A 21,083-nucleotide genomic window follows, 5' to 3' on the forward strand; every position below is an offset into this window, starting at 1 on the left:
CAGCCTCCTCCATGTGCATTCGTTCTAATTCATTTCAGAGCCCATAATCCGATATGCTGTTGTGTGGACACTTTTGTCATGATTAGGAGCATGCTGTACAGACTGTGTTGCATTAAAATTGCAGCCAAACGTCGTTCTTTGTGATGTCTGAAAGTAGATAATACATGCAGAATTGCCTGTACTTGTTGTGTAGAGGTGATAGGTGGATGTAAAAATTAAGGTGTACCCCGTGTAAAATGCAATACACTTCTCCTATATAACATTAAACACGAAACGGGCTGAGGAATCTTGCTGGAAAACTTCGACAAAAGTTTAAGTGGATATCGCTCCTTCCTTTATGCCGCTGTTATTAAATATTGTATTCGCTGATGGGTCTTGAAAATCCTTTTGGAAAAGTTTTGGGGATTTAATTATCGCTCAACATTCGCCAGACAGCCTGCTACTTCGAAAAAACATAACGCTCACTGCCCTCACGAGTAAAGAAAAAAACGCAAAAACCAATTTCATGGTTTCTGCGCTCCAATAATTACGGACTCTATGCTCTCTCGCAGCTGATCTGCATTTTTCGTTTGATACGGATCGGCATTGAAAATAATAGCATCCGCAATATAACCTTCTGCAATCTGTCCCAATTCGTTGCCACGCCCCAAAATCTCAGCAGCATTGGTCGTCGCAGATTGCCACGCCTCTGCCCGGGTCAAGCCATAATTGATCAACGTATCCAACTCTTGCAGGTTATAGCCGTGCAGTGAAGGTGTGGCGTAATCGGTACCGAAACCGAAACGGACTCCTGCTCTTTTGGCATATCCGATGGCTGTAGAATGCGCTTCAGCAGCGCGCGCGGCACGATCACTGATAACAGTAGGCAGCGCCAGCACACCTTTTGGATCTGCAGCAATACGATATATCGATGTGGTGGGCACAAAGGCCGTTCGGGACTGCGCAAGTCTGCCGGCCTGATCCTCCGATAAGAACATGCCATGCTCCACAGATTCCACTCCGGCCTGAATAGACCAGTCAATCGTTACCCCACCCCAGGTATGAACCAGCACCTTTTTATGGTGGGCATGGGCATAGCGAACGATAAACGCGAACTCTTCCTCCGAAAATACAGGATCGAGCACTTGTTCCGTAGGGGCTCCCAGTCCACCTGTCGCCATGATTTTAACCCATCCTGCTCCTGTATCAAAAATTCCGTTCAACCGTTGCTCCAGATACTTTACACCACGGGCATCTGCCGCTCCCAGCATTTCACTGCTGGTTTCAACTCTTAAGGGGTGTTGATAGTGCTGAGCGAGATGCCTCGCGATGCTTGGTAACAATCCGCCTGCATCACGAGCCGTAGTTACTCCCGTCCGAAGGGTAGCTGCAAAAGCTTGCGCCTGCATCACTTCAACCTCGTGGCTGTCCCGTTTCAATTGATCCGCATGGTCAAAGTCTGTCCAGGCCAGATGTGTATGAAGATCAATAACTCCGGGACTTATCCATAAATCTGTAACCCGAAGCGATGAGTCATCATTCTGCGGCACGGATTCTGTAACAGATGCAAACCGGCCATCCTGGATCGAGATATCGAACCGTTTGCCTTCAATGCCTGCTATAAAGATATGTTTGAAGCTTTGTTCCTCCGATTTTACCTGGGTCATATTCATCCCCCCCAAACGAGACGAACAGCCTGGACTGCTTGCTCATGGTCCTGATTCAATAATGCCGCAATAGTCGCAACAGCTTCCTCCACACCTGCTAAGGAAGCATTAACTCCAAAATGATTAATTCGCAGAAGCTGACCAAAAAGTTCTCCATCCCCCGGAGCAACGATGCCGATCGGCTGATCGATAAGCAACTTCTCCTCCCCTGCAATTCGAACCGTCGTAGTCAGTGTCGAATATGTTCTGTTATCTTTTTGCCAAGGCTCCAGACCCAGAGCCTGAATTCCCGCTATAGCAGATAACGCAGCCTGTTCATGACGCTTGATCACCTGCTCCAATCCTTCAGACTCAATAGCTGTCAAAGCCAAAATCAGTGCTCTGGCTTCCAGCGTTGGAATGTTGGGAGGAACGCGGACGGGTGCAGCTCCATCGCCGGGTGGCTTCAGATCAAGCAAAGACAGGATGGAGTTGCGCGGTGCATGTGCATTGGATTCGAGAAATTCCCATCCACGCGGCGAAATGCTTACTGCGCTGATGCCGTTAGGCCCGGCTAGGGCTTTTTGTGCACCCACCGCTACAAAATCAACACCCCATTCATCGACCAGCAGAGGCTCTCCCCCAATCGCTGAGACAGAGTCGCTCACTGTAATCAGGTTATGGGCACGCGCAATCTTTATAATTTCTTCTGCTGGATTCGACCCGCCTGTAACCACCTCTGCTTGAACAAAGGATAAAGCGGACGGTTGATACTTTTCAATCGCAGCAGTAACCTTCTCCACAGGTACAACTTCATCAAAAGGAACTTTGACTTCAATAACCGTTGCCCCTCCGCGTTCAAGCCACTGACCAAACAAACTGCCATAAGGCCCTGTTACGACATTGACAATCGTACGCCCCGGTGCAGATATTCCAGCTGCCACGGCCTCTATCCCCAAGATAGCCTCACCCGGGATGATCACCGGAGGATACTTTGTATTCAAAAGCCTGGAGAGCAATTGCGTAAGCGTATCGTATTCCGACAGGGTAAGGGGTATGTTTCCTTTATATTGTTGGCTCATATAAACCTCCTAAAGAACTTGATTTCGGCATCTTTGGAACTGCAGACAGCAGCTCTCGGCTGTAGGCCATTTCTGGCCGTGTGAAGAATTGATCTTTGGGACTAATCTCCACCAGCTTACCCTGCCGCATGACTGCTACCGTATCACTGATAGCATGGATAACTCCGAGATCATGGGAAATGAACAGTAACGTAAGATTAAATTCTCTCTTAAGTGAATTGAACAGATCGAGCACACTCCGCTGCACGGAAACATCGAGTGCACTCGTAGGCTCATCCGCAATCAGCAGACTCGGCTCTACGCTTAAAGCACGTGCAATGGCGATCCGTTGGCGCTGACCGCCGGAAAATTCATGCGGATACTTGTCCAGTGCCCTGCTTTCCAACTGAACACGGGCCAGGAGCTCTCTGGATCTTTTCTCCACCTGTGAACGGTCTACAATGCGATGAAACAACAACGCTTCAGCAAGAATCTGCCGAATGGAATGTTTGGGATTCAGTGAAGCATCCGGATTTTGGAAGATCATCTGTATGCTTTTATACTGCTCACGACTTCTCCTCTTCTTTAATTGCTGATCCCCCAACAAAACCTGCCCCTCATCCGGCGTAATTAACCCGGCAATAACCCTTGCAAGGGTCGATTTGCCCGAACCGGACTCACCAACAAGACCAAGCGTGGTATGCCTCTGAAGATTTAGTGTGATGTTGTCCAGCGCAGTGAAGTCACCATATTGAACCGTTACATTCTGAACTTGCAAAGCTAGTTCCATCGTTATTCGCTCCCTTCAAGCTTCGGTAAAGGAAGCACCGAGTTAATGAGCATCTGGGTGTAAGAATCTCGCGGGTTTTGCAAAAGGCCAAGAGAATCCCCGTGCTCCACAATCCGCCCCTGCTTCATCACACACAGCTTTGAGCACAGCGTCGCTGCAATCGCCAGATTATGTGTTACAAAGACCATGGCGAATCCCAGTTCCCGCTGCAAACGCTGGATCGTCTCCATAATTTGACGCTGCACAGTAACGTCCAGCGCCGTTGTTGGCTCATCACAGAGCAGAATGCCTGGCTTGCACGCCAGGGCCAGTGCAATGACTACCCGCTGACACTGCCCACCTGACAGCTGGCTAGGGTATCGGTCCTCACGCTTCAACGAGTCGGGGAGCCCCAACAGTTCAAGTAATTCTAGCGCTGCTACCCTAGAGGCCTTCCTGCTTAACTTTTGCCTGTAATAAACAACTTCCGCCAGCTGTTTGACAACGGGACAGAGCGGATCGAGCGCACCTCTCGGGTCTTGAAACACCATGGCGCTGTTCACGTCACTCCGAATGGTTCCGCCCGTCTGCTCCACACCACTTGGTAACAGTCCCAGAATCGAACGAAGAGTTAGTGATTTACCAGAGCCGGATTCACCTACTAACCCCAGGCTCTCCCCTCTGCCGAGCGAGAAATGTACATCTTGAACTAATGTTTGATTTGACTTGGTTGACAGAGATAGCGCCTTGACTTCAAGAATCGGTTCAGTGGACATTATTTTTTCCTCCATACATCGGCCAATCCATCACCGACAAGCGACAAAGCAATTCCCGTGTAAACGACTGCAAATCCCGGAACTGCCGAGAGCCACCAGGCTGTCGTGATAAAGGATTGTCCATCCGAGATCATCGTGCCCCAATCCGGGGTCGGTGGTGCGATGCCAATGCCCAGGTATCCAAGCGTAACAATCGCCACCAGCAGCCCCACCATATCCGTCATGAGGACAACGATTGCCTGAGGCAATACATTAGGCAGGAGATGACGAAGGATAATTCGTATTCCCGGCAAGCCTAACGTCTGTGCGGATGCGATCCATTCCTGCTTGCGGTACGATGCACTCAGCCCTCTGACAACACGGGCAAAGACAATCCAGCCAACGAGCATAAACGTAATATAAATCCCCCGCTCACCTGCTCCGCTGGCAAAAGCCACAATAATGACAATTAGATAAAAAGGGAAAGCGATAAATGTATCCGTAATCAACGATATGATCTTATCAATCCATTTTCCGTAATACCCTGCGAGCATCCCTAGAAATACACCCAAGCAAAAGGGTACAATTTCCGCCAGCACCATAATGCTCAAATCGGTTCGCGCGGCATAAATCAGTCTAGTGAACAAATCACGTCCCAGTTGGTCTGTGCCCAACCAATGTTCAGCAGACGGAGGTTGCAAAAAGGCACTCAAATTTTGCTCCGAAGGGTCATAAGGACTCACCCACGGTATGATTACAGCCAAGATGATCAGCACGGCAAACATCACACTTCCCACTAGCAGGGTAGGAGTTTTCAATATGCGGTTCATGAGGCTGGTGTTTTGGCTGTCTTCATATAACTGAGGTTCAATTCGTATCGTTTTCATGGTTTTCCTTTCGTTCTGGGATCAAGCCACCTGGACAGAAGCTCTATCAGGAGACTGATGATCACGACAGATACAGCACAGTAAAGGGCTATGCCTTGAATGACCGGGAAATCCCGTTTGGAAATGGAACTAAACAAAAGACTGCCAATTCCCTTGATACCAAATACCTGTTCAACGACCAATGTGCCGCCAATGAGATAAGAGATATTAACGCCAAGAAGGATCAGCGTCGGAAGCGCCGCATTGCGCAGGACATGTTTGAATAGAATGACCCGGCTCGGTAATCTCGCAGCCTTCAATGTAACTACAAAATCAGATTCCAGCACTTCAAGCATCTGGGCTCTTAATGAACGAACCAATGTTGGAATCTGTGAAAAAGCTACGGTAATGGCGGGAAGTGTCAAACTGTACAAGGTGCCCCACCACCCTTCACCGGCTCCACCAACGGGAAACCAGTGAAGATGAACACTCAGCAGCAGAATCAAAAGGATGCCAACCCAGAAGATTGGCATACCTAGCGTTACCGTAGGAAAAATACGTATCAAATGATCCAGCAGCTTATCCTTGTGTGTAGCAGCCAGTGTAGCAAGCACAAGTGCAATGACAATTGCCAATACACATGCCATGGCAATGAGCAGCAAGGTAACGGGTGCACGATCAGCAATCAATTCTCTAGTGGAAGTTCCGTTAATAATGGAGTTGCCGGTATCCCCCTTAGTGAACAGTGTCTTCACAAACCGTATGAATTGTTCCCCCAGAGGCAGATCCAGCCCGAGAGCATGGTGCATGCTCTCAACGGCCTCGGGGGTGCTGTACTCGCCAAGAATCATTTTGGCAGGATCTCCTGGAACCATTCTGATGAGAAAAAAGACTGCTGTCATCACACAAAGGATCACTGCCAACGCCCTTCCCACCGTACTGATCAACCAGAACTTCTTCATTTCTGAATACGAACGTCTTCAAAACGCACACTGCCGTTAGGCAAAACAACAATGCCATCTACTGAAGAACGAACGCCAATCAGAATATCCGGATAATACAGCGGAATGTAAGGCACTTCATCGGCAAGCGTTTGAAGCAGTTTGGAGTATATTTCGGCACGGACATCGCCGTCCGGTGTTTGTTGGCCTTTATACAAAAGCTTGGTTACTTCATCATTGGTGTAATGCGTCCAGTAAGATTTACTGAAACCATCAGGGTCAGTCTGGAACGCAATGATTGAGTTCGCTTCCGGAGAATCGGCTTGCCCACTGTTCAGCATCGCTGCGAAATCATAAGCAAAGAATCGTTCACGGAAGGTAGCGAGTTCAATCGATTCAATCTCGATGTTAATGCCAATTTGTTTACCCGCTGCCTGAATGATTTGCGCTTCTTGCGCTCTGGTGCTGTTGCCTGAAGCTACAAGCAGTTTTGTAGTAAATCCATCAGGGAAGGCCGATTTGGCCAGTTCCGCTTTGGCTGCATTTACATCAAAATTCAGTGCCTTGAGCGTATCATTCGAATTGTAAGGAATCGTTGTTGGCAGCAATGAATTAGCGGTCTGTGCATAACCAAAGGTAAGCGCTTTGGTCAGACCGTCACGATCAAGTGCCAGAGCCAATGCCCGACGAACATGCACATCGGAAAAATGCTTATCCAGCGTATTAAAGAACAATTGCTCTGTCACCCAGCTGCCGTTGGTTGCAACAGATGTATCTGCACCATTTTTTATTTCATCGGCATTTTGCAGGGCAAGCGACTCAATCGCATCCACTTCTCCTGCTTTCAATTGATTGATTGATTGGCTGTCATCTTCTATCAGCTTGTAAACAAGCTTATCAACCGATGGCTTTCCTTCTTGCCAGTAGTGAGTGTTCTTCGTAAAGGTCACATCGCCTGCAGGGTCCCACTGCTCAACTACAAACGGTCCTGTACCTACCGGTTTCTTGAAAAATTCTTCCTCGGTAACTCCGCCAAAATTGTTCGGAATAATACCGTTCGAGAAGTTGGACAGCTCAGAAATAAACGGCGTATACGGCTCTTTAAGTGTAATTACCAGTGTGTGGTTATCTTTGGCTTTGATCGTATCCACCTTCGCGGATATTGCCAATGGGCCACCAACCTTCAAATGCCGCTCCAGCGAAAATACGGCATCCTCTGCCGTAACATCTGTGCCGTTGGAGAACTTCAAGCCATCACGCAGCACAAACGTATACGTCAGACCGTCATCACTGATGTTATGCGACTTGGCAAGCCAATCCACAATCTCGCCTTTGCTATCAAAAGCAACCAGAGATTCAAATACTTTATCAATGGCGAAAGCGTTGTTCGATGTAATCTGATTATGCAAATCAAACGAGGTTACGGAAGCCGGCCGACCATATACAAAAGTCCCCCCCGTTGCAGTCTCGTCCGTCTTTGAATTTTCATCCGTACCTTGGCTCGTGCCTGGCTGGGCTGCTGCATTGGGAGCGGGATCATTGGTCGATCCGGAGCAACCGCTAACAATTACCAATAATAGAACGGCTAACGCTCCTACCCATAATGACTTTCTGGTTGATAATTTAAACTGTGACATGACTGACTCTCTCCTTCCAATAAAACTTATGTGTTTAGTATGGATTGATTATGGATTAAAGCACCCCCTCTGTCAAACAAAAAATAATGACCAGTGCGAGATAAAACTATTTTATCCAATGATGGAAATGAATCTGTATTCATAAGGCTAAGAAGCAGGTGCAACACAAAAAAGCCAGAATACTTTCTGGCTTTCTCTTTGTTCTTAACTTTATATGATTTTGCGGAACAGCTCCATGACTTCATCCCTGGAAGGTTGATACGGATTTCCCGGTGCACAGGCATCTTTCATGGCGTTATCCGCCAGCAGTTCAACATCCGGGTCTTTCACACCCAATTCAGACAGCTTCTCAGGAATGCCTACCTCCTTGGAAAGCTGTCTTATGGCCTCAATAACGTAATCTGAACATTCCTCATCACTTCTACCCTTTACATCCATACCGATGGCTTTGGCAATATGACGGAATTTACCCGGCACATGTTTTGCATTCAATTCTTCTACATAAGGGAGCAACATCGCGTTACATACCCCATGCGGCAGATCATAGACGCCACCAAGTTGATGGGCCATCGCATGAACATAACCCAGACCTGCATTGTTAAAAGCAATCCCGCCAAGAAAACACGCATACGTCATATGCTCTCTTGCTTCCAGATCACTGCCGTCCCTGACGGCTCTGGGTAAATATTCAAAGATCAGCTCAACGGCAGCCGCCGCTGTTGCACTCGTCACGGTGAACCCTCCAGGCGTCACCATGGCTTCCACCGCATGAGTCAATGCATCCATGCCCGTGGCGGCAGTAAGACTGGCCGGCTTGCTCAGCATTAGTTCCGGGTCATTCACCGACAGGTCAACGAGACTGTTTCGATCCACCATCACCATTTTCACCTTGCGTTCCTCATCTGTAATCACGTAGTTCATGGTCACCTCACTCGACGTGCCAGCCGTTGTGTTAATGGCAACAAGCGGCACGGACTTGTGTTTCGATTGATGCAAGCCTTCATAATCACGGATATGTCCACCGTTGGTTGCTACAATGCCAATCGCTTTGGCAGCATCCTGAGGTGAACCTCCGCCTATCGATATAATAGCGTCACAGCCATGGTCCTGAAATACCTGAAGTCCGTCATGTACATTTTGACAGGTTGGATTGGGCTGAACCTCATCATATATCACATAGTCTAACCCTGATTTTCTTAGTACAGACAGCACGTGTTCAGCAACGCCGGAAGAGATCAATCGACGATCACTTACAACAAGCGCTTTGCGAATACCCATTTTCTCAATCATCTTGCCTGCTTCGTATAAACACCCTCTGCCCATCAAGTTCACGGGCGGAACATAATAAGCGTGTGTTGCCATCTGAACCAGCCTCCTGTTACCCCTGATTTACTGTCTTTATTGTAACTGAATCCGTTTTCAGATATAGTGAAATAAATCACAACCAAGTTGATAAATGTTTCATTTGCACGGAATTATCCAATGGTTATTCCATGATTGTGACTGCTCTTCAGCAACGGGTTTATCTGTGCGTGAATTAAAAAGGCCAAGTTGATCTTGGATTGACAGGTTTCACCGCTCAAATCAAAGTACAGGGGCCGCCCCTGGTCATTTTCATGACTTCGGTACAGCCCCTGCAGATGATGTTCAGCAATTTAGAAGCTCCTGAATCGGCATGTAATAGACGGGATAGGCTCTGCCTTGATCAAAGCCAAGCTTACCCGCTATCGCAATGGAATCATGACGAAAATCTTCTGTCGTCCAGTGTGGAACACAATTCCGTTCCAGAACGGATTGCACATAAGCGCTTGCCATGGCCGTAGCCAGACCCTTGCCACGGTGTATCGAATCATAGGTGTGAATGCCTGTTTCATGGTGAATGCCCCTGACAAACACTGAGATACATGTACCTACAACCTGCCCTTCATATACCGTGCATGTTCCTGCTCCGTATTGGAAGAAGTCCTCCATCGAATGCCAGAATTTCAAAATTTCCTGCTCAATGATACAGCTTTTGTCCTGTAGCGTTACCGCTCGATCGATAACTTGAAGCTCATATCCGGGAGGAACAAACAAGGAGCTGGAACTGCGTTGCAGCCACTGTTCATACTTCACAAGATTGAATTGAAAAGGAACTCTCAATCCTTCTTGCAAACGCCCATTGAACATGTGATGCAGGACTGGAGACCAATCCGAGCCTGGCTCGGGGTAAACTTCAAGATTCAGCATGTCTTCGCCAGCATCTAATGCTGCAGGCAATAGCTCCTGAACGAGTACCTCCCTGACAAGACTATTGAAGTTTTCAGTATCCGATCTTCCGATCAGATAAAACATTTCGTTTTTGGCCCAAATCAGTGCACTTTTCGGAGCAAGAAGCTGGTCTGCATAGACACGCCCGCGTTGAAGTCCTGCAAGTACTCCACCCATGACCACATGCCCGTTCGTACCCGAGATGAAGGGCGCCAATTGTTTCCTTTGGGACGGTTGATCCAGTAAAACCAACATGGTATAACCTCGCATTCTTTGTATAGGGTAGGTGAATAAATACATTCAAATCCACCCTGCCTCAGAATGCTGTAACGTCAGGTGTATTCCTCGTTCCCTTTCACCTCTTCGACCTTTATTTTTATTGACCTAGAGAATATTTACCCTTGCCACTCCGATGACAGAACAACCTTCCGATCGCTGTTATCCCCAGATTTTTTTGATTCCCTATTTAAAGGGAAAATCCGGGGATAAAGGCGATGCGTGTGCTTTCGACGCAGCTTTCTTTCAGAAAGCTTTTAGCTCCGCTTCTTCAGGTTATTTCTGTCCTCTGCGTTATCGTGTAAATGTTTAGTTCAATATATATAGCTTACAGCGCTTTATCGTCTACTGCATCCAACCAGGCTTCGATATCACCGATGACGGAGGATACACAGCCGTCTTCAAACGGAGAATTCAAACCTGCCAGTTCTACCAATCCTGTGAAGGACAGGCTTCCTCCGGCTTTACACAATGTCAGGTAGTCAGCCCACGCGGACTTCATATCCTGATTGCTGCGTTTCCAGAACTGGAATGCACAGATTTGTGCCAGCGTGTAGTCAATGTAATAGAATGGCGACGAGAAGATATGACCCTGTTTGTGCCAGAATCCGCCTTGTTCCAAATAGGCGTTATCCTTGTAATTGATGTGCGGCAGATAGGTCTTCTCAATATTGCGCCAAGCCTGCTTGCGCTCCGTTGGTGTTGCATCCGGATTGGCATAGACAAAATGCTGGAATTCATCGACTGCTACGCCGTAAGGAATGAAGAGCAGTCCGGAAGACAGGTGATCAAACTTGTATTTGTCCGTATCTTCCTTGAAGAACAATTCCATCCACGGCCAGGTGAAGAATTCCATGCTCATGGAATGGATCTCTGCGGATTCATATGTCGGCCAGTTGTACTCAGGCACTTCGAAGTGACGGCTCTCATAGACCTGGAACGCATGACCCGCTTCATGTGTCAATACGTCGATATCGCCCGAGGTACCGTTAAAGTTGGAGAAAATAAACGGCACTTTGTAATCATTCAGGAAGGTACAATAGCCCCCGCCCTGCTTGCCTTTTTTGCTCACCAGATCCATCAATTCATTGTCGGTCATCATCTGGAAAAACGTATCTGTTTCCGGTGATAATTCAGCATACATTTTCTTACCATTGTCAATGATCCAGTCGGCATCGCCTTTAGGTGTCGGGTTCCCTGTCTTAAAGCTGAAGCCCTGATCGTAAAAATAGAGGGTATCCACATCAATCCGGCTGCGCTGACGCTCTCTGAGCTTCGTCGCTACAGGCACGATATAATCACGGACTTGTGCTCTGAAATTGGACACCATCTCCGCGTTGTAATCCGTACGGTTCATCCGGTCATAGCCAAGTTCCACATACGATGGATATCCCAGCTTCTTCGCGATCTGTGTACGCACTTTCACCAATTCGTCGTATATGCGATCGAATTCAGCCTCATGTTCAGCCATGAACGTATATCTTGCTTCGGATGCGCGTTCCCGCATGGAGCGATCCGTGGACAACTCAAACGGATGCAGCTGCGGCAATGTGCGTTCTTCACCTTCAAACGGAATTTTGGCCGAAGCAATCAGCTGGTTGTATTCCGTGGAAAGTTTGTTCTCTTTCTGAAGGTCCTCGATAATTTCCGGGCTGAATGTTTTCAGGGACAGATCCGCCAGCTGGAACAGCTGTGAGCCCCATTTTTGTTCCAGTTCAGCACGGAATTTGGAGTTTACCAATGCCCGATAATAATCGGTGATGTATTCTTGAATGATCGGAGAGCTTTCATCCAGAAATTCATTTTCTTCTTTGTAAAATGTATCATTGGTATCAATGGAATGACGGATGTAGACCAATTGTGCCTGAGTCTCAAAGTCACTGCGCAAAGCGTTAATTTTGTCCATATATCCGCTCTGCTCTTCAACCGTAGTTGCGGCTTCAAAACCACTCAGAAGCTCACGGAATGACGTTTTGATGTGTTCCAGATCGGGACGTGTATACGTATACTCACTAAATTTCATTTATGTACACCCTTTCCTGTTAGGCATATTTCGGGATTCCCCGAGTTGAACTAAACCCTATTATACAAAAGAGCAGCCTAAAAATCCCAACTTTACGAAAAATATTTGTCCATCGGTCAAATGGAGCTACATCACTCGTTACATATGTTACGTATGAATGTTAGGTCCAATTCACAAGTAAAAGATGCTGCATCAGCAGGAAATGGATTTTCCTCCGAGCAGCATCTCATTAAATCAGGAATATACGTGATAAACGGAGCCGTTACTGAACGTTCACATACCAGTTAGAGTAATTGATCTGGCCGCTGCCTTTCGTAATCTCGGTTCCATATTCAACACTGCTGACATATTTGCTGTTGGTAAAGTAACTTTTGGAGATCAGATAATCGGTAAAGTTTTTGACGTTGATGCTAAAGTTATTAGGAGATTTTGACTTTTTCAGGAACGAGTATACCCACCATTGATGCACTCCGTTGTCGGTAATCTCGCCGCGATACAGATCATAGGTTTGTCCACCAATGGATACATCCGAGAATACTTTGGAACCGATAGGCCCAACACCAGAAGTCCATTCGTTCCAGATCATGATCTCCTCGGTGGGTGTGCTTGACCAGGTCGCATTGCCGATATCATGCAGCCAGATATCATACGCGTTATTATACTCCCCATTAGTGTTGGACGCCTTAGAATAACTTACGCCGGTATTGATACTCTTGTTCGCAGACAATCGCGTTGGCAGTCCACTGCCTGGTGTGTAGCCCTCTGTCCAGTGCCAGCCACTGACCAGTGAAGGATAAGCTTTGACCCCACCCGCAGTCGTTGGCCAGTTCCAAACGTAACCCAGATCAGTATTGCTGTTCACATACACGGACTGGGACCAGCCACTGACACTTGAGCTTCCCCAGCTATTGTTGAAAATATAATACTTGTTGTTACTGAAATTAAGTTTGGCATACGCTGTGGAATCCGATGCTGCGCTGGCTGTAATTGGAACGGCCGCAATCAGTAGTGACATGACCAGCAGCATCCATGCTTTCTTGCCTGATCTTTTTTTCATCTTCAAACCCATAATGTTAGCCTCCCATACAATTTTAAATGTAAACGCTTACAGATATAAGTGTAAAACATTTCCATATTCAAGCATACCACTTAAATCCGACATTATTTCATGCTATATTTAGACTTTTTGGCATTATATACAAATAAGCCCGCCTCGCATCCATTGCGAAGCCAGCTTATAGGCTTGTCTTTTCTAGTTTCTTTTCAATATAACCTAGTGTTGATCGTTGTCCATAATCTTATAGAACCAGCCCATTCCGACCATTCCCACAACCATAATGATAGCCATAATAATGATATATGTCATGAATGTAACCCCCCTGCTCCGTATTTCTTCACACTACTATCAGTTTACACGGTGAAAGCCATTTTGAACTGACTCAACATTGACAAAAATACGAAATCTTCATTTTCACCCCATATCATGTGTCCTTTTTCATTGTAATCCTTGAAATTAATCAGCTGTTCCTCCTCAAGCACAATAAACAACTCGTCTGACTGGTTGTCCTTATCGAATCTCCCCTTTATTGCTTCGCAGCCTACTTCTTCCCACTTTAATTTATAGATTATCATTTTATAGCTGACGATTTACCTTGCTCTTGTCGTGAACAAAGTTTCATCCGCCATCCTTACGGTGTATACTATACTTCTATGAATTGGAATTGGATTATACGCAGAAAGGTTTGAACTGAATGTCGACTCGCATACCCTTTTATCGTCAGCTATTATTCGCTTTTTTACTAACTCTTATGCTGTTTATACTATCCGCCTGTGCTGATGGTGAAGCTCATGTCACGGTTAATATGGACGGTTCATCCGATCTGGCCCTGAATCTCAGCGTAACCGACTCCGCCCTGGGAATGATCGGACAAGACAATCTCATGACAATGCTCGCAAATACGTTGAAGCAGAATAATTTCCAGGCCGAAGTTTCGGATCAGGGAGATCGGACACAACTCAAAGCGACGACCCATTATGAGAAAAGTAATACCGTTTCTACTTTCAGCACGTCCGATCTGCCTGAAGGAATCAAGGTGGAGCAATCCACCACACCTGGCTTCTTCACTTCCAAATTGCATATCGCCGTGGAAGCAGACCTGCTGCAGACCATACCCGATGGTGAGGTCAAAGACCAAATTAGCAAGATTCCCGGGTTTCTCAAAAACTTGCTGCTGAAAGATGTCAACTTTGATTTCAAGCTGACGCTGCCGATCAAGGCGCAAGATTCCAATGCAGATCTGGTCGAAGATCACGGAAAAACCCTAATTTGGCACGTCTCCCCACTGAATACGAATAAGCTGGATTTGACCGTACAGGTCCCGAATATTCGGAACATCATAATTACGGGGGGCATTGCCTTGGTGCTGATCATTGCATTACTTATCTGGTTTATGGTCCGTCGCAGAAGAACCCGACAGAGTCGGAATGTATAACTAACCACAGCTCCAGAAGCTAATAGGATATGATTACTATTTCAGTTCCGACTTGCCAAACGGTGTTATGGATAGTAGAATACATCCGTACTGTGTGAACGGTTAAATTAACTATGAAAAGCTAAAGAGGTGACAGGTTTCATGAATATCCGGGAATGCCCTTTGCCTGGAATCGGTGTGAAGTACCAGTTTGATACAAAAAGCGGTAATAAGTTGGTCATTATTGTCCACGAAGACGGACGCCGTGAATTGTTCTCGGTGGACCCCAATGATAACGAAGAACTTACCCTAATTGCAGAACTGGAAGATGACGAGTGTGTAACCCTTTCGGGGTTAATTGGAGGATGGTCCTGACATCTGTCAGGGTTATACTGACAGAACGTAAATAACCTGTTCCCTCAATGGGGGGCAGGTTATTTTCTTATCCCATCATACAAAGTGCAGACGCCCTTCAGCGCTCGTGCCGGGACCGAATGTAAGGAACCCATGTGCTTAGCACACGGCTTATTTCCGCAGAGCTGAACGGTTTGCTGATAAAGTCCTGCATGCCGCATTTCAGACAGGCTTCACGGTCGTTCGGTCCTGCGAATGCGGTAATGGCAGCAATGACCGGAATTTCAGGGTGGGTTTGCCTGATTCTGCAGGTCGCTTCAATCCCATCCATCACAGGCATTTGGATGTCCATAAAGAGAAGGTCGTAGGTTTCCCTTTCCAATGCTTTCACAGCTTCTTCACCATTCTCCACGATATCACATACACCCCCGAGCTTACGAAGCATTTCCTCCAGCAAATGACTGTTCAAATACTGATCCTCAGCGACAAGAATTTTGATCCCCGCTGCCAGGCGTGTTCGGTCCAGCTTCAGCTCGTGATCAGACGCCTGATCCATCCGATCATTGGATTCGTCTTGCCATCGTTCAAGTAACAGGGTGAAGTGGAAATCCGCTCCCTCACCTGCCTCACTCTGCACCCCAATGGCGCCGCCCATTAATTCTACCAGCTTCTTGCTGATGGCCAGTCCCAGCCCTGTGCCTCCGTATTTACGATTGATCGCTGGATCCAGCTGTGAGAAGGACTGGAACAGCTGATGCTGCTTGTTAGACGGAATGCCAATCCCCGTATCTTTGACCGAAAATGACAAGATGAGATGATTCTCATCGTAAGAATCCGCGGGTCTGACATCCACGTGAACCTGAATGCTTCCCTTTTCCGTGAATTTGACGGCATTGCCTACCAGATTAATCAAAATCTGACGAATCCGTGTTTCATCGCCTCTTACACGTGTAGGAATCTGCTCTGACATTTCACAGTATAGTTCAATATTTTTTTCGGAAGCTCTAAGCGAGAATAGTTCCATGACCCCGCCAAGAACGGCTTTGATATCCACTGGTTGGCGTTCGAGATCCATTTTACCTGCTTCAATCTTGCTGAAATCCAAGATCTCATTCAGAATATGCAGAAGGGATTCACCACTGTCAATCATGATATCCACGAAGCCGTACTGCTCCTCGTCCAGCTCTGTTTCTTTTAACAGATGGGCCATGCCCATAATTCCATTCAGAGGTGTACGAAGCTCATGACTCATGATTGCCAGAAACTCGGACTTCGCCCGGTCAGCCTGTTCTGCCGCTTCCTTGGCACGGATGATATCCTTTACCGATGTCATATCGCGGAAAACGAGGACAGCCCCACGGTTGTCTCCCTGATCCATAATCGGTTTCAACTGAAATTCCGCCAGGAAGCTGGAGCCATCCTGTCTCCAAAATACAGACTCCGATCGCGGCAGGCTTCGCCCCTCGCGTACCGCCTGAAGAATCGGATTGCCATTGGAAGGATAAGGGATGCCTTCACTTTGCATTTGTAAGATAATCTCTTCGAGAGGTTTGCCATTCATTTCAGACGGACAGAAATTCATCATCTCCGTTGCAACAGGATTGGCAAAGATCAGTTGGCCATCTGGGTCCAGTCCAATGACTCCCTCTGAAATGGCATTGAGAATTAATGCCCTCTCGTAACTGAGATTTTCAATTTCCTCTACATACCTCTTGGACTCTGTAATATCACTGGTTATTCCATAAACGCCAACGACACGATCCTCAAGCAAAATCGGAACATTAATTACACTCGTTTCAATACGCTGTCCGTTCTTGTGAATCAGCCCTACCTCATAGCTCTGTGCATTTCCTTTTACAGTCTGTTCAAAATGATACCTTGTCTTATCCAGGTCCACGGGATCAATAAGATGATCAAACGGCCCGCTAAGCAGTTCCTCCTTGGTGTGGCCTGTCAACTGCTCCTGACCTGCATTGGCCTTCAACAGGTTTCCTTCCAGATCCAGTGATGCCACCCCCAGCGGGTTACAGTCAAACAATGATTGGTACTCCTGAAGACTTAATTGCTGCTGCATGCTCGCTGTAATATCACGGGTCACTCCGATCATTTCCTGCAGATTTCCCTGTTTGTCATATACATAATGGGTAATGGTATCCGCCCATATAACAGAACCATCCTTATGCAGGAGCCGATAGCTAATTCGATCAGGCGCAAGCCCCTGGATTTGAGCAGCCATGTAAGCTTCGACCAGAGCCACGTCGTCGGGGTGAATGCAGAACAGGCCAGATTGACCGACGACTTCTTCAGGATCATATCCCAACATGCTTTTGCTGGCTGGAGATACGTACTTGAACGTCCGCTCCGGGTCGGCTTGGTGTATAGCAATTAGATCAAGCGAGGATTCGGCCAGTAATCTTGAGATTCGACTGCTCTCTTCCAACTGCTTGCGCTGTACAATTAGTCGACTCTCGGCGTCCTTCTGTTTCGAAATATCAGCTGCCTGAACAAGCAAATAAAGCGGCTCGCCGCTCACTTCATCCCTGACGATGCAGGCTCGTAACGTGGCCCACAGAAGAGTAGAATCCTTGCGCTTAAGACGTAACTCGACCTCATACATCAGACTTAATCCGTTGGTCATATCCCAGAAGTTGGATCTGAATTCCTCCATTTCCAGGTCTTCCTCATGAATCATATGTACAATCGGGGAGTCAATCAATTCATCTTCACTGCATCCCAGCATCTCGCAAAATGCCGGATTAAGCTGGAGCCAACGTCCGTTCACATGTGAAGCAACAGCAATGCCGATCGGTGCATGTGTGTATAACTGTTCGAACAGAGAGCGATTCTCTGTAATTGGATTCGACACCGCATATCCTCCTTTATTGGGAATCTGAACATATTCCGTATGAACAGATCAACCTGAACATAACTTCATCTATAAGAGTAGTACCCCAAATGTAATGTTTTATAAACGAGATCAACAAAAATCCAAGCAACAATCGACGTTATTATCGTATATTTTCATGTTCTCTGTCTTTTAGATTTACAAAATCGCAAAATCAGCCTCATATACTACAGAATACGCGTGCACATCCGTTTGTACAAGGTTGAAAATTAATACAGGAGGTTATGATTATGATCATTGTTGCGAATCAACCAATTGAGCTGGTCCGTTCGGATTGGTCTGCTTTTGCATGGCAGTGGTTACAGCAGCTACAGAACAGTTCAACAGTGTACACCTATCAATCCATGGATCATCTTCACTTTGAATGGACACTGCGGGAGTCTCTGGTCAATGCAGCAGAAGCACTGGATCGAAGCGGGGTAAGCTTTGCCTCATTCGAGAAGTCCAGGTGCAACCCGGCATATTGGAATCGAAATGATCAAGGAGGCTTTGAACTAAGAGGTGAGGTAACACCTGCAGAGGGAATCCGGGACATTTGGAAGAATGGTCATTTGTATGCCTTTGAATGTGCAACAGCGACTGTGATTGTCCTGTATGGCGGCGTATTGAACAGCATTCGGGAAGATGATTTCAATTCACTGTTCCGCAACCTCCTGCTCTACGACTGGCACTATGACAGCGATCTTAGATTAACGGAGAAGAACGGCAGCGACTCTGCGCTTCCTGGAGATGTATTGTACTTCAAAAATCCGGACGTTTCCCCTGAAACGCCAGAATGGCAGGGAGAAAATACCATTAAGCTGCGTGAAGACGTATATTATGGTCATGGAATCGGGATTGCAAGCGGGGAAGAAATCATCCGTTCACTCAATCAAAACCGCATTCCCGGAAGTACAGTGTCAGCCTATCTAATGGATACGGTTATTTATCCGGACTTTCTATATCTATCCCGCTACGCCAAGAACAGTAATGCGAATACACAGACTGCCTCGTCTACTCCGGTCTTGCCGGGACAGTTGTATGTACGCATCGGCGGCAGCCGTTACTTGCGTGTCTAAACAGCTTGAGGCGTGATTGTTATTAGGCGTGCAGAGCCGCTATATCCATATTTCATGTTGAAACCCCCGTAGAACAGCAGGTTACTGTTGCTTCACGGGGGTTTTTGGATCAGTGGGGACAGCCAGCGCAATAAAGACCGGATAGTCCCCTCGTTCAATGTTATTCAGATGATTTCGATCAGCGTTATTATCCAATGGGGTCCAACTGTACTACCACCTGTTTGCCACTTACCTGGATACCCGTCGTTTTGCTGCCATACTCGGCCAGAGATTTGCACAGCTGTTCTGCCCATTCCTTGCCTGCTGTTCCTTCCTTGGCTCCATGCACCTGGATGACGAGCTTCACCGAGTCCCCCTTCGTCAGGATGCGCTCTGCCTGAGATTGCTTGGTCTCCCGATCGTGGTCTTCCATCTGCAGGTTCAGTCGGATCTCCTTCACTTTACGTTTATCCGGCGATTTCGCAGCTTTCTTCTTCTCTTGCTGCTTTTCCTGTCTCGCTGCTCCAGCGCCCATCAGTTTGCATGGCGGCGGGCTGGTCATTAGAGACATACAGATCAGATCCACCTTGTGCTGCTTCGCAAGTGCAAGTGCGTCACGAGTAGACATGATGCCCAGATCCTCACCGTTCAGACCGGTCAGCTGGACTTCAGTCGCTTTAATCTTTTCATTTTTGATCATGGTACATCCTCCTCCACAACAAAAGCCTGTCCTGACCTATAACAGATCAAGAGCAGGCTTGGATGTTGTAACTGAATATTCTTTCTATATCTGGACGTAATGGTCATACGTCGATTTTGTGCATTTGTGCATTTTACAACGAGTTGAACGCTTCGGTCAGAACCGGAACAATTTGCGATTTGCGGGATACGACGCCTTTGAGCAGCGCTCTGCTATCCGACAATGTTACATTGTACGCTTTTTCTACAGCTTTGGTGGAAGCACCATACGCCAATGCAACGGAATCGTTGTTCAAGATGTCGGTTACGACAAATACGAACAGGTCAAGACCTTTGCTGGAAATAATCGCTTCAATCGCTGCTTCAAGCTCAGGTTGCTTCACAAGCACATCATTCACGTCAACCGCGTTCACTTGTGCAATCTCCACTTTTGCTTGGCCCATGGCGAATTCTTTCGCATCCAGGGAGATCAGTTCAGCAATCGTTTTCTGGCTAAGATCCGCGCCCGCTTTCAGCATATCCAGACCATAGCTGTCTGCATCCACACCAGCAATGGCAGCCAGTTCACGTGCAGCTGCTACATCCTGCTCTGTGCATGTTGGGGATTTGAACAACAGGGAGTCGGAAATAATCGCGGAGAGCATCAGACCAGCAATCGGCGCGCTGATTTCCACGCCGTTTTCTTTGTACAATTTATTCAAAATGGTTGCTGTACAACCTACAGGTTCTGCACGGAAATACAAAGGCTGGCTTGTCTCAAAGTTCGCGATCCGGTGATGGTCGATAACTTCGACAACCGTCACTTCCTCAATATCGCTGACACTTTGCTGACGCTCGTTGTGGTCAACCAGGATGACCTTGTTCACTTCGTTGGCTGCTGTTTTGATCAGTCGTGGTGCTGCCACTTTGAATTGATCCAGTGCAAATTGAGTTTCGCCGTTTACTTCGCCGAGACGAACAGCTTCAACGTCCTGACCCAGTTTTGTTTTCAAGTCTGCATAGGCAATGGCCGAGCAGATCGTATCCGTATCGGGATTTTTGTGACCGAAGATTAATGCTTTTTCCATATTAATAGCCCTCCGTCAATTCTGATTTAGATGAATAAAATGTAATATTTCAATCATACCCTTACTGATTATAGCGTTAATAAGGCTTAATTCCAATCCCTTTACAGCGAATTAATTACAAAATCATTCTCAGAGAGTACAATATGATTTGGCACTGATCCAGATTAAAGATAGCTACAACTGCTGCATTTCAATCAGATTCGATATGATTTTTATGATTAGAAATAGGATAAAGGCGAGCGATCCGCTTCTTTAGAAGCGATTTCGTCCCCTCACTACGTTAGTATTTTCTTGGAAAATAGTTCTGGAGTCGTTCCCTCTCACCTGGGGTTGGAGTAGATGTCGAG

At 46.9% G+C, this 21,083-nt stretch carries 17 protein-coding genes; 3 read left to right on the top strand and 14 right to left on the bottom strand.

The window, feature by feature from the left end:
- Positions 1 to 503 precede the first annotated feature (503 nt).
- From HW560_RS25410 to HW560_RS25460, 11 genes are all read right to left on the bottom strand, one after another.
- Positions 504 to 1,646, bottom strand: a complete 1,143-nt coding sequence (locus tag HW560_RS25410; protein WP_090896755.1) for an amidohydrolase family protein — start codon at positions 1,644 to 1,646, stop codon at positions 504 to 506.
- Between the two features lie 2 nt (positions 1,647 to 1,648).
- Positions 1,649 to 2,707 (bottom strand): pyridoxal-phosphate-dependent aminotransferase family protein, encoded by a 1,059-nt coding sequence (locus HW560_RS25415; protein ID WP_090896752.1) that lies wholly within the window; start codon positions 2,705 to 2,707, stop codon positions 1,649 to 1,651.
- Positions 2,691 to 3,476, bottom strand: coding sequence for an ABC transporter ATP-binding protein (locus tag HW560_RS25420; RefSeq protein ID WP_179265060.1), 786 nt, complete (start codon positions 3,474 to 3,476; stop codon positions 2,691 to 2,693). The genes HW560_RS25415 and HW560_RS25420 overlap by 17 nt, the downstream gene beginning before the upstream one ends.
- A gap of 2 nt (positions 3,477 to 3,478) precedes the next feature.
- Positions 3,479 to 4,231: an ATP-binding cassette domain-containing protein gene (locus HW560_RS25425; RefSeq protein ID WP_090896744.1), complete on the bottom strand. Its 753-nt coding sequence runs from the start codon at positions 4,229 to 4,231 to the stop codon at positions 3,479 to 3,481.
- Positions 4,231 to 5,097, bottom strand: coding sequence for an ABC transporter permease (locus HW560_RS25430; RefSeq protein WP_090896741.1), 867 nt, complete (start codon positions 5,095 to 5,097; stop codon positions 4,231 to 4,233). The genes HW560_RS25425 and HW560_RS25430 overlap by 1 nt, the downstream gene beginning before the upstream one ends.
- The gene (locus HW560_RS25435) at positions 5,094 to 6,038 is read right to left on the bottom strand and encodes an ABC transporter permease (protein ID WP_256222012.1); all 945 of its coding nucleotides are present in this window, start codon (positions 6,036 to 6,038) and stop codon (positions 5,094 to 5,096) included. Before HW560_RS25435 ends, HW560_RS25430 begins: the two co-directional genes overlap by 4 nt.
- Positions 6,035 to 7,654: an ABC transporter substrate-binding protein gene (locus tag HW560_RS25440; RefSeq protein ID WP_179265061.1), complete on the bottom strand. Its 1,620-nt coding sequence runs from the start codon at positions 7,652 to 7,654 to the stop codon at positions 6,035 to 6,037. The genes HW560_RS25435 and HW560_RS25440 overlap by 4 nt, the downstream gene beginning before the upstream one ends.
- A gap of 210 nt (positions 7,655 to 7,864) precedes the next feature.
- On the bottom strand, positions 7,865 to 9,016 hold the full coding sequence (locus HW560_RS25445; protein ID WP_090896734.1) for an iron-containing alcohol dehydrogenase: 1,152 nt from the start codon (positions 9,014 to 9,016) through the stop codon (positions 7,865 to 7,867).
- Positions 9,017 to 9,301: 285 nt separating this feature from the next.
- Complete coding sequence (locus tag HW560_RS25450) at positions 9,302 to 10,159, bottom strand: GNAT family N-acetyltransferase (protein ID WP_167434810.1); 858 nt, start codon at positions 10,157 to 10,159, stop codon at positions 9,302 to 9,304.
- 349 nt (positions 10,160 to 10,508) lie between these two features.
- On the bottom strand, positions 10,509 to 12,203 hold the full coding sequence (locus HW560_RS25455; protein ID WP_090896730.1) for a M3 family oligoendopeptidase: 1,695 nt from the start codon (positions 12,201 to 12,203) through the stop codon (positions 10,509 to 10,511).
- Positions 12,204 to 12,465: 262 nt separating this feature from the next.
- Complete coding sequence (locus HW560_RS25460) at positions 12,466 to 13,272, bottom strand: glycoside hydrolase family 12 protein (RefSeq protein WP_256222011.1); 807 nt, start codon at positions 13,270 to 13,272, stop codon at positions 12,466 to 12,468.
- A 682-nt stretch (positions 13,273 to 13,954) separates the two neighbouring features.
- Here HW560_RS25460 and HW560_RS25465 point away from each other — a divergent pair.
- Entirely contained in the window at positions 13,955 to 14,695 is a 741-nt protein-coding gene (locus tag HW560_RS25465) for a hypothetical protein (RefSeq protein WP_090896728.1), read from the top strand.
- Between the two features lie 141 nt (positions 14,696 to 14,836).
- Positions 14,837 to 15,049, top strand: a complete 213-nt coding sequence (locus HW560_RS25470; protein ID WP_053779896.1) for a cation:proton antiporter regulatory subunit — start codon at positions 14,837 to 14,839, stop codon at positions 15,047 to 15,049.
- Between the two features lie 97 nt (positions 15,050 to 15,146).
- Here the strand turns inward: HW560_RS25470 and HW560_RS25475 are convergent, their stop codons facing one another.
- Positions 15,147 to 17,894 (bottom strand): PAS domain S-box protein, encoded by a 2,748-nt coding sequence (locus HW560_RS25475; protein WP_179265062.1) that lies wholly within the window; start codon positions 17,892 to 17,894, stop codon positions 15,147 to 15,149.
- A gap of 269 nt (positions 17,895 to 18,163) precedes the next feature.
- Between HW560_RS25475 and HW560_RS25480 the strand changes: the two genes are divergently transcribed.
- Complete coding sequence (locus HW560_RS25480; protein WP_179265063.1) at positions 18,164 to 18,991, top strand: protein-glutamine gamma-glutamyltransferase; 828 nt, start codon at positions 18,164 to 18,166, stop codon at positions 18,989 to 18,991.
- A gap of 187 nt (positions 18,992 to 19,178) precedes the next feature.
- On the opposite strand, the gene infC is transcribed toward HW560_RS25480, so the two are convergent.
- Both infC and HW560_RS25490 read right to left on the bottom strand, forming a co-directional pair.
- Positions 19,179 to 19,670: a translation initiation factor IF-3 gene (gene infC / locus HW560_RS25485; protein WP_090896718.1), complete on the bottom strand. Its 492-nt coding sequence runs from the start codon at positions 19,668 to 19,670 to the stop codon at positions 19,179 to 19,181.
- Between the two features lie 133 nt (positions 19,671 to 19,803).
- Entirely contained in the window at positions 19,804 to 20,736 is a 933-nt protein-coding gene (locus HW560_RS25490) for a manganese-dependent inorganic pyrophosphatase (protein ID WP_090896715.1), read from the bottom strand.
- Positions 20,737 to 21,083 lie beyond the last annotated feature (347 nt).

Origin of the sequence: Paenibacillus sp. E222, assembly GCF_013401555.1 — a bacterium.
Lineage (GTDB): Bacteria > Bacillota > Bacilli > Paenibacillales > Paenibacillaceae > Paenibacillus.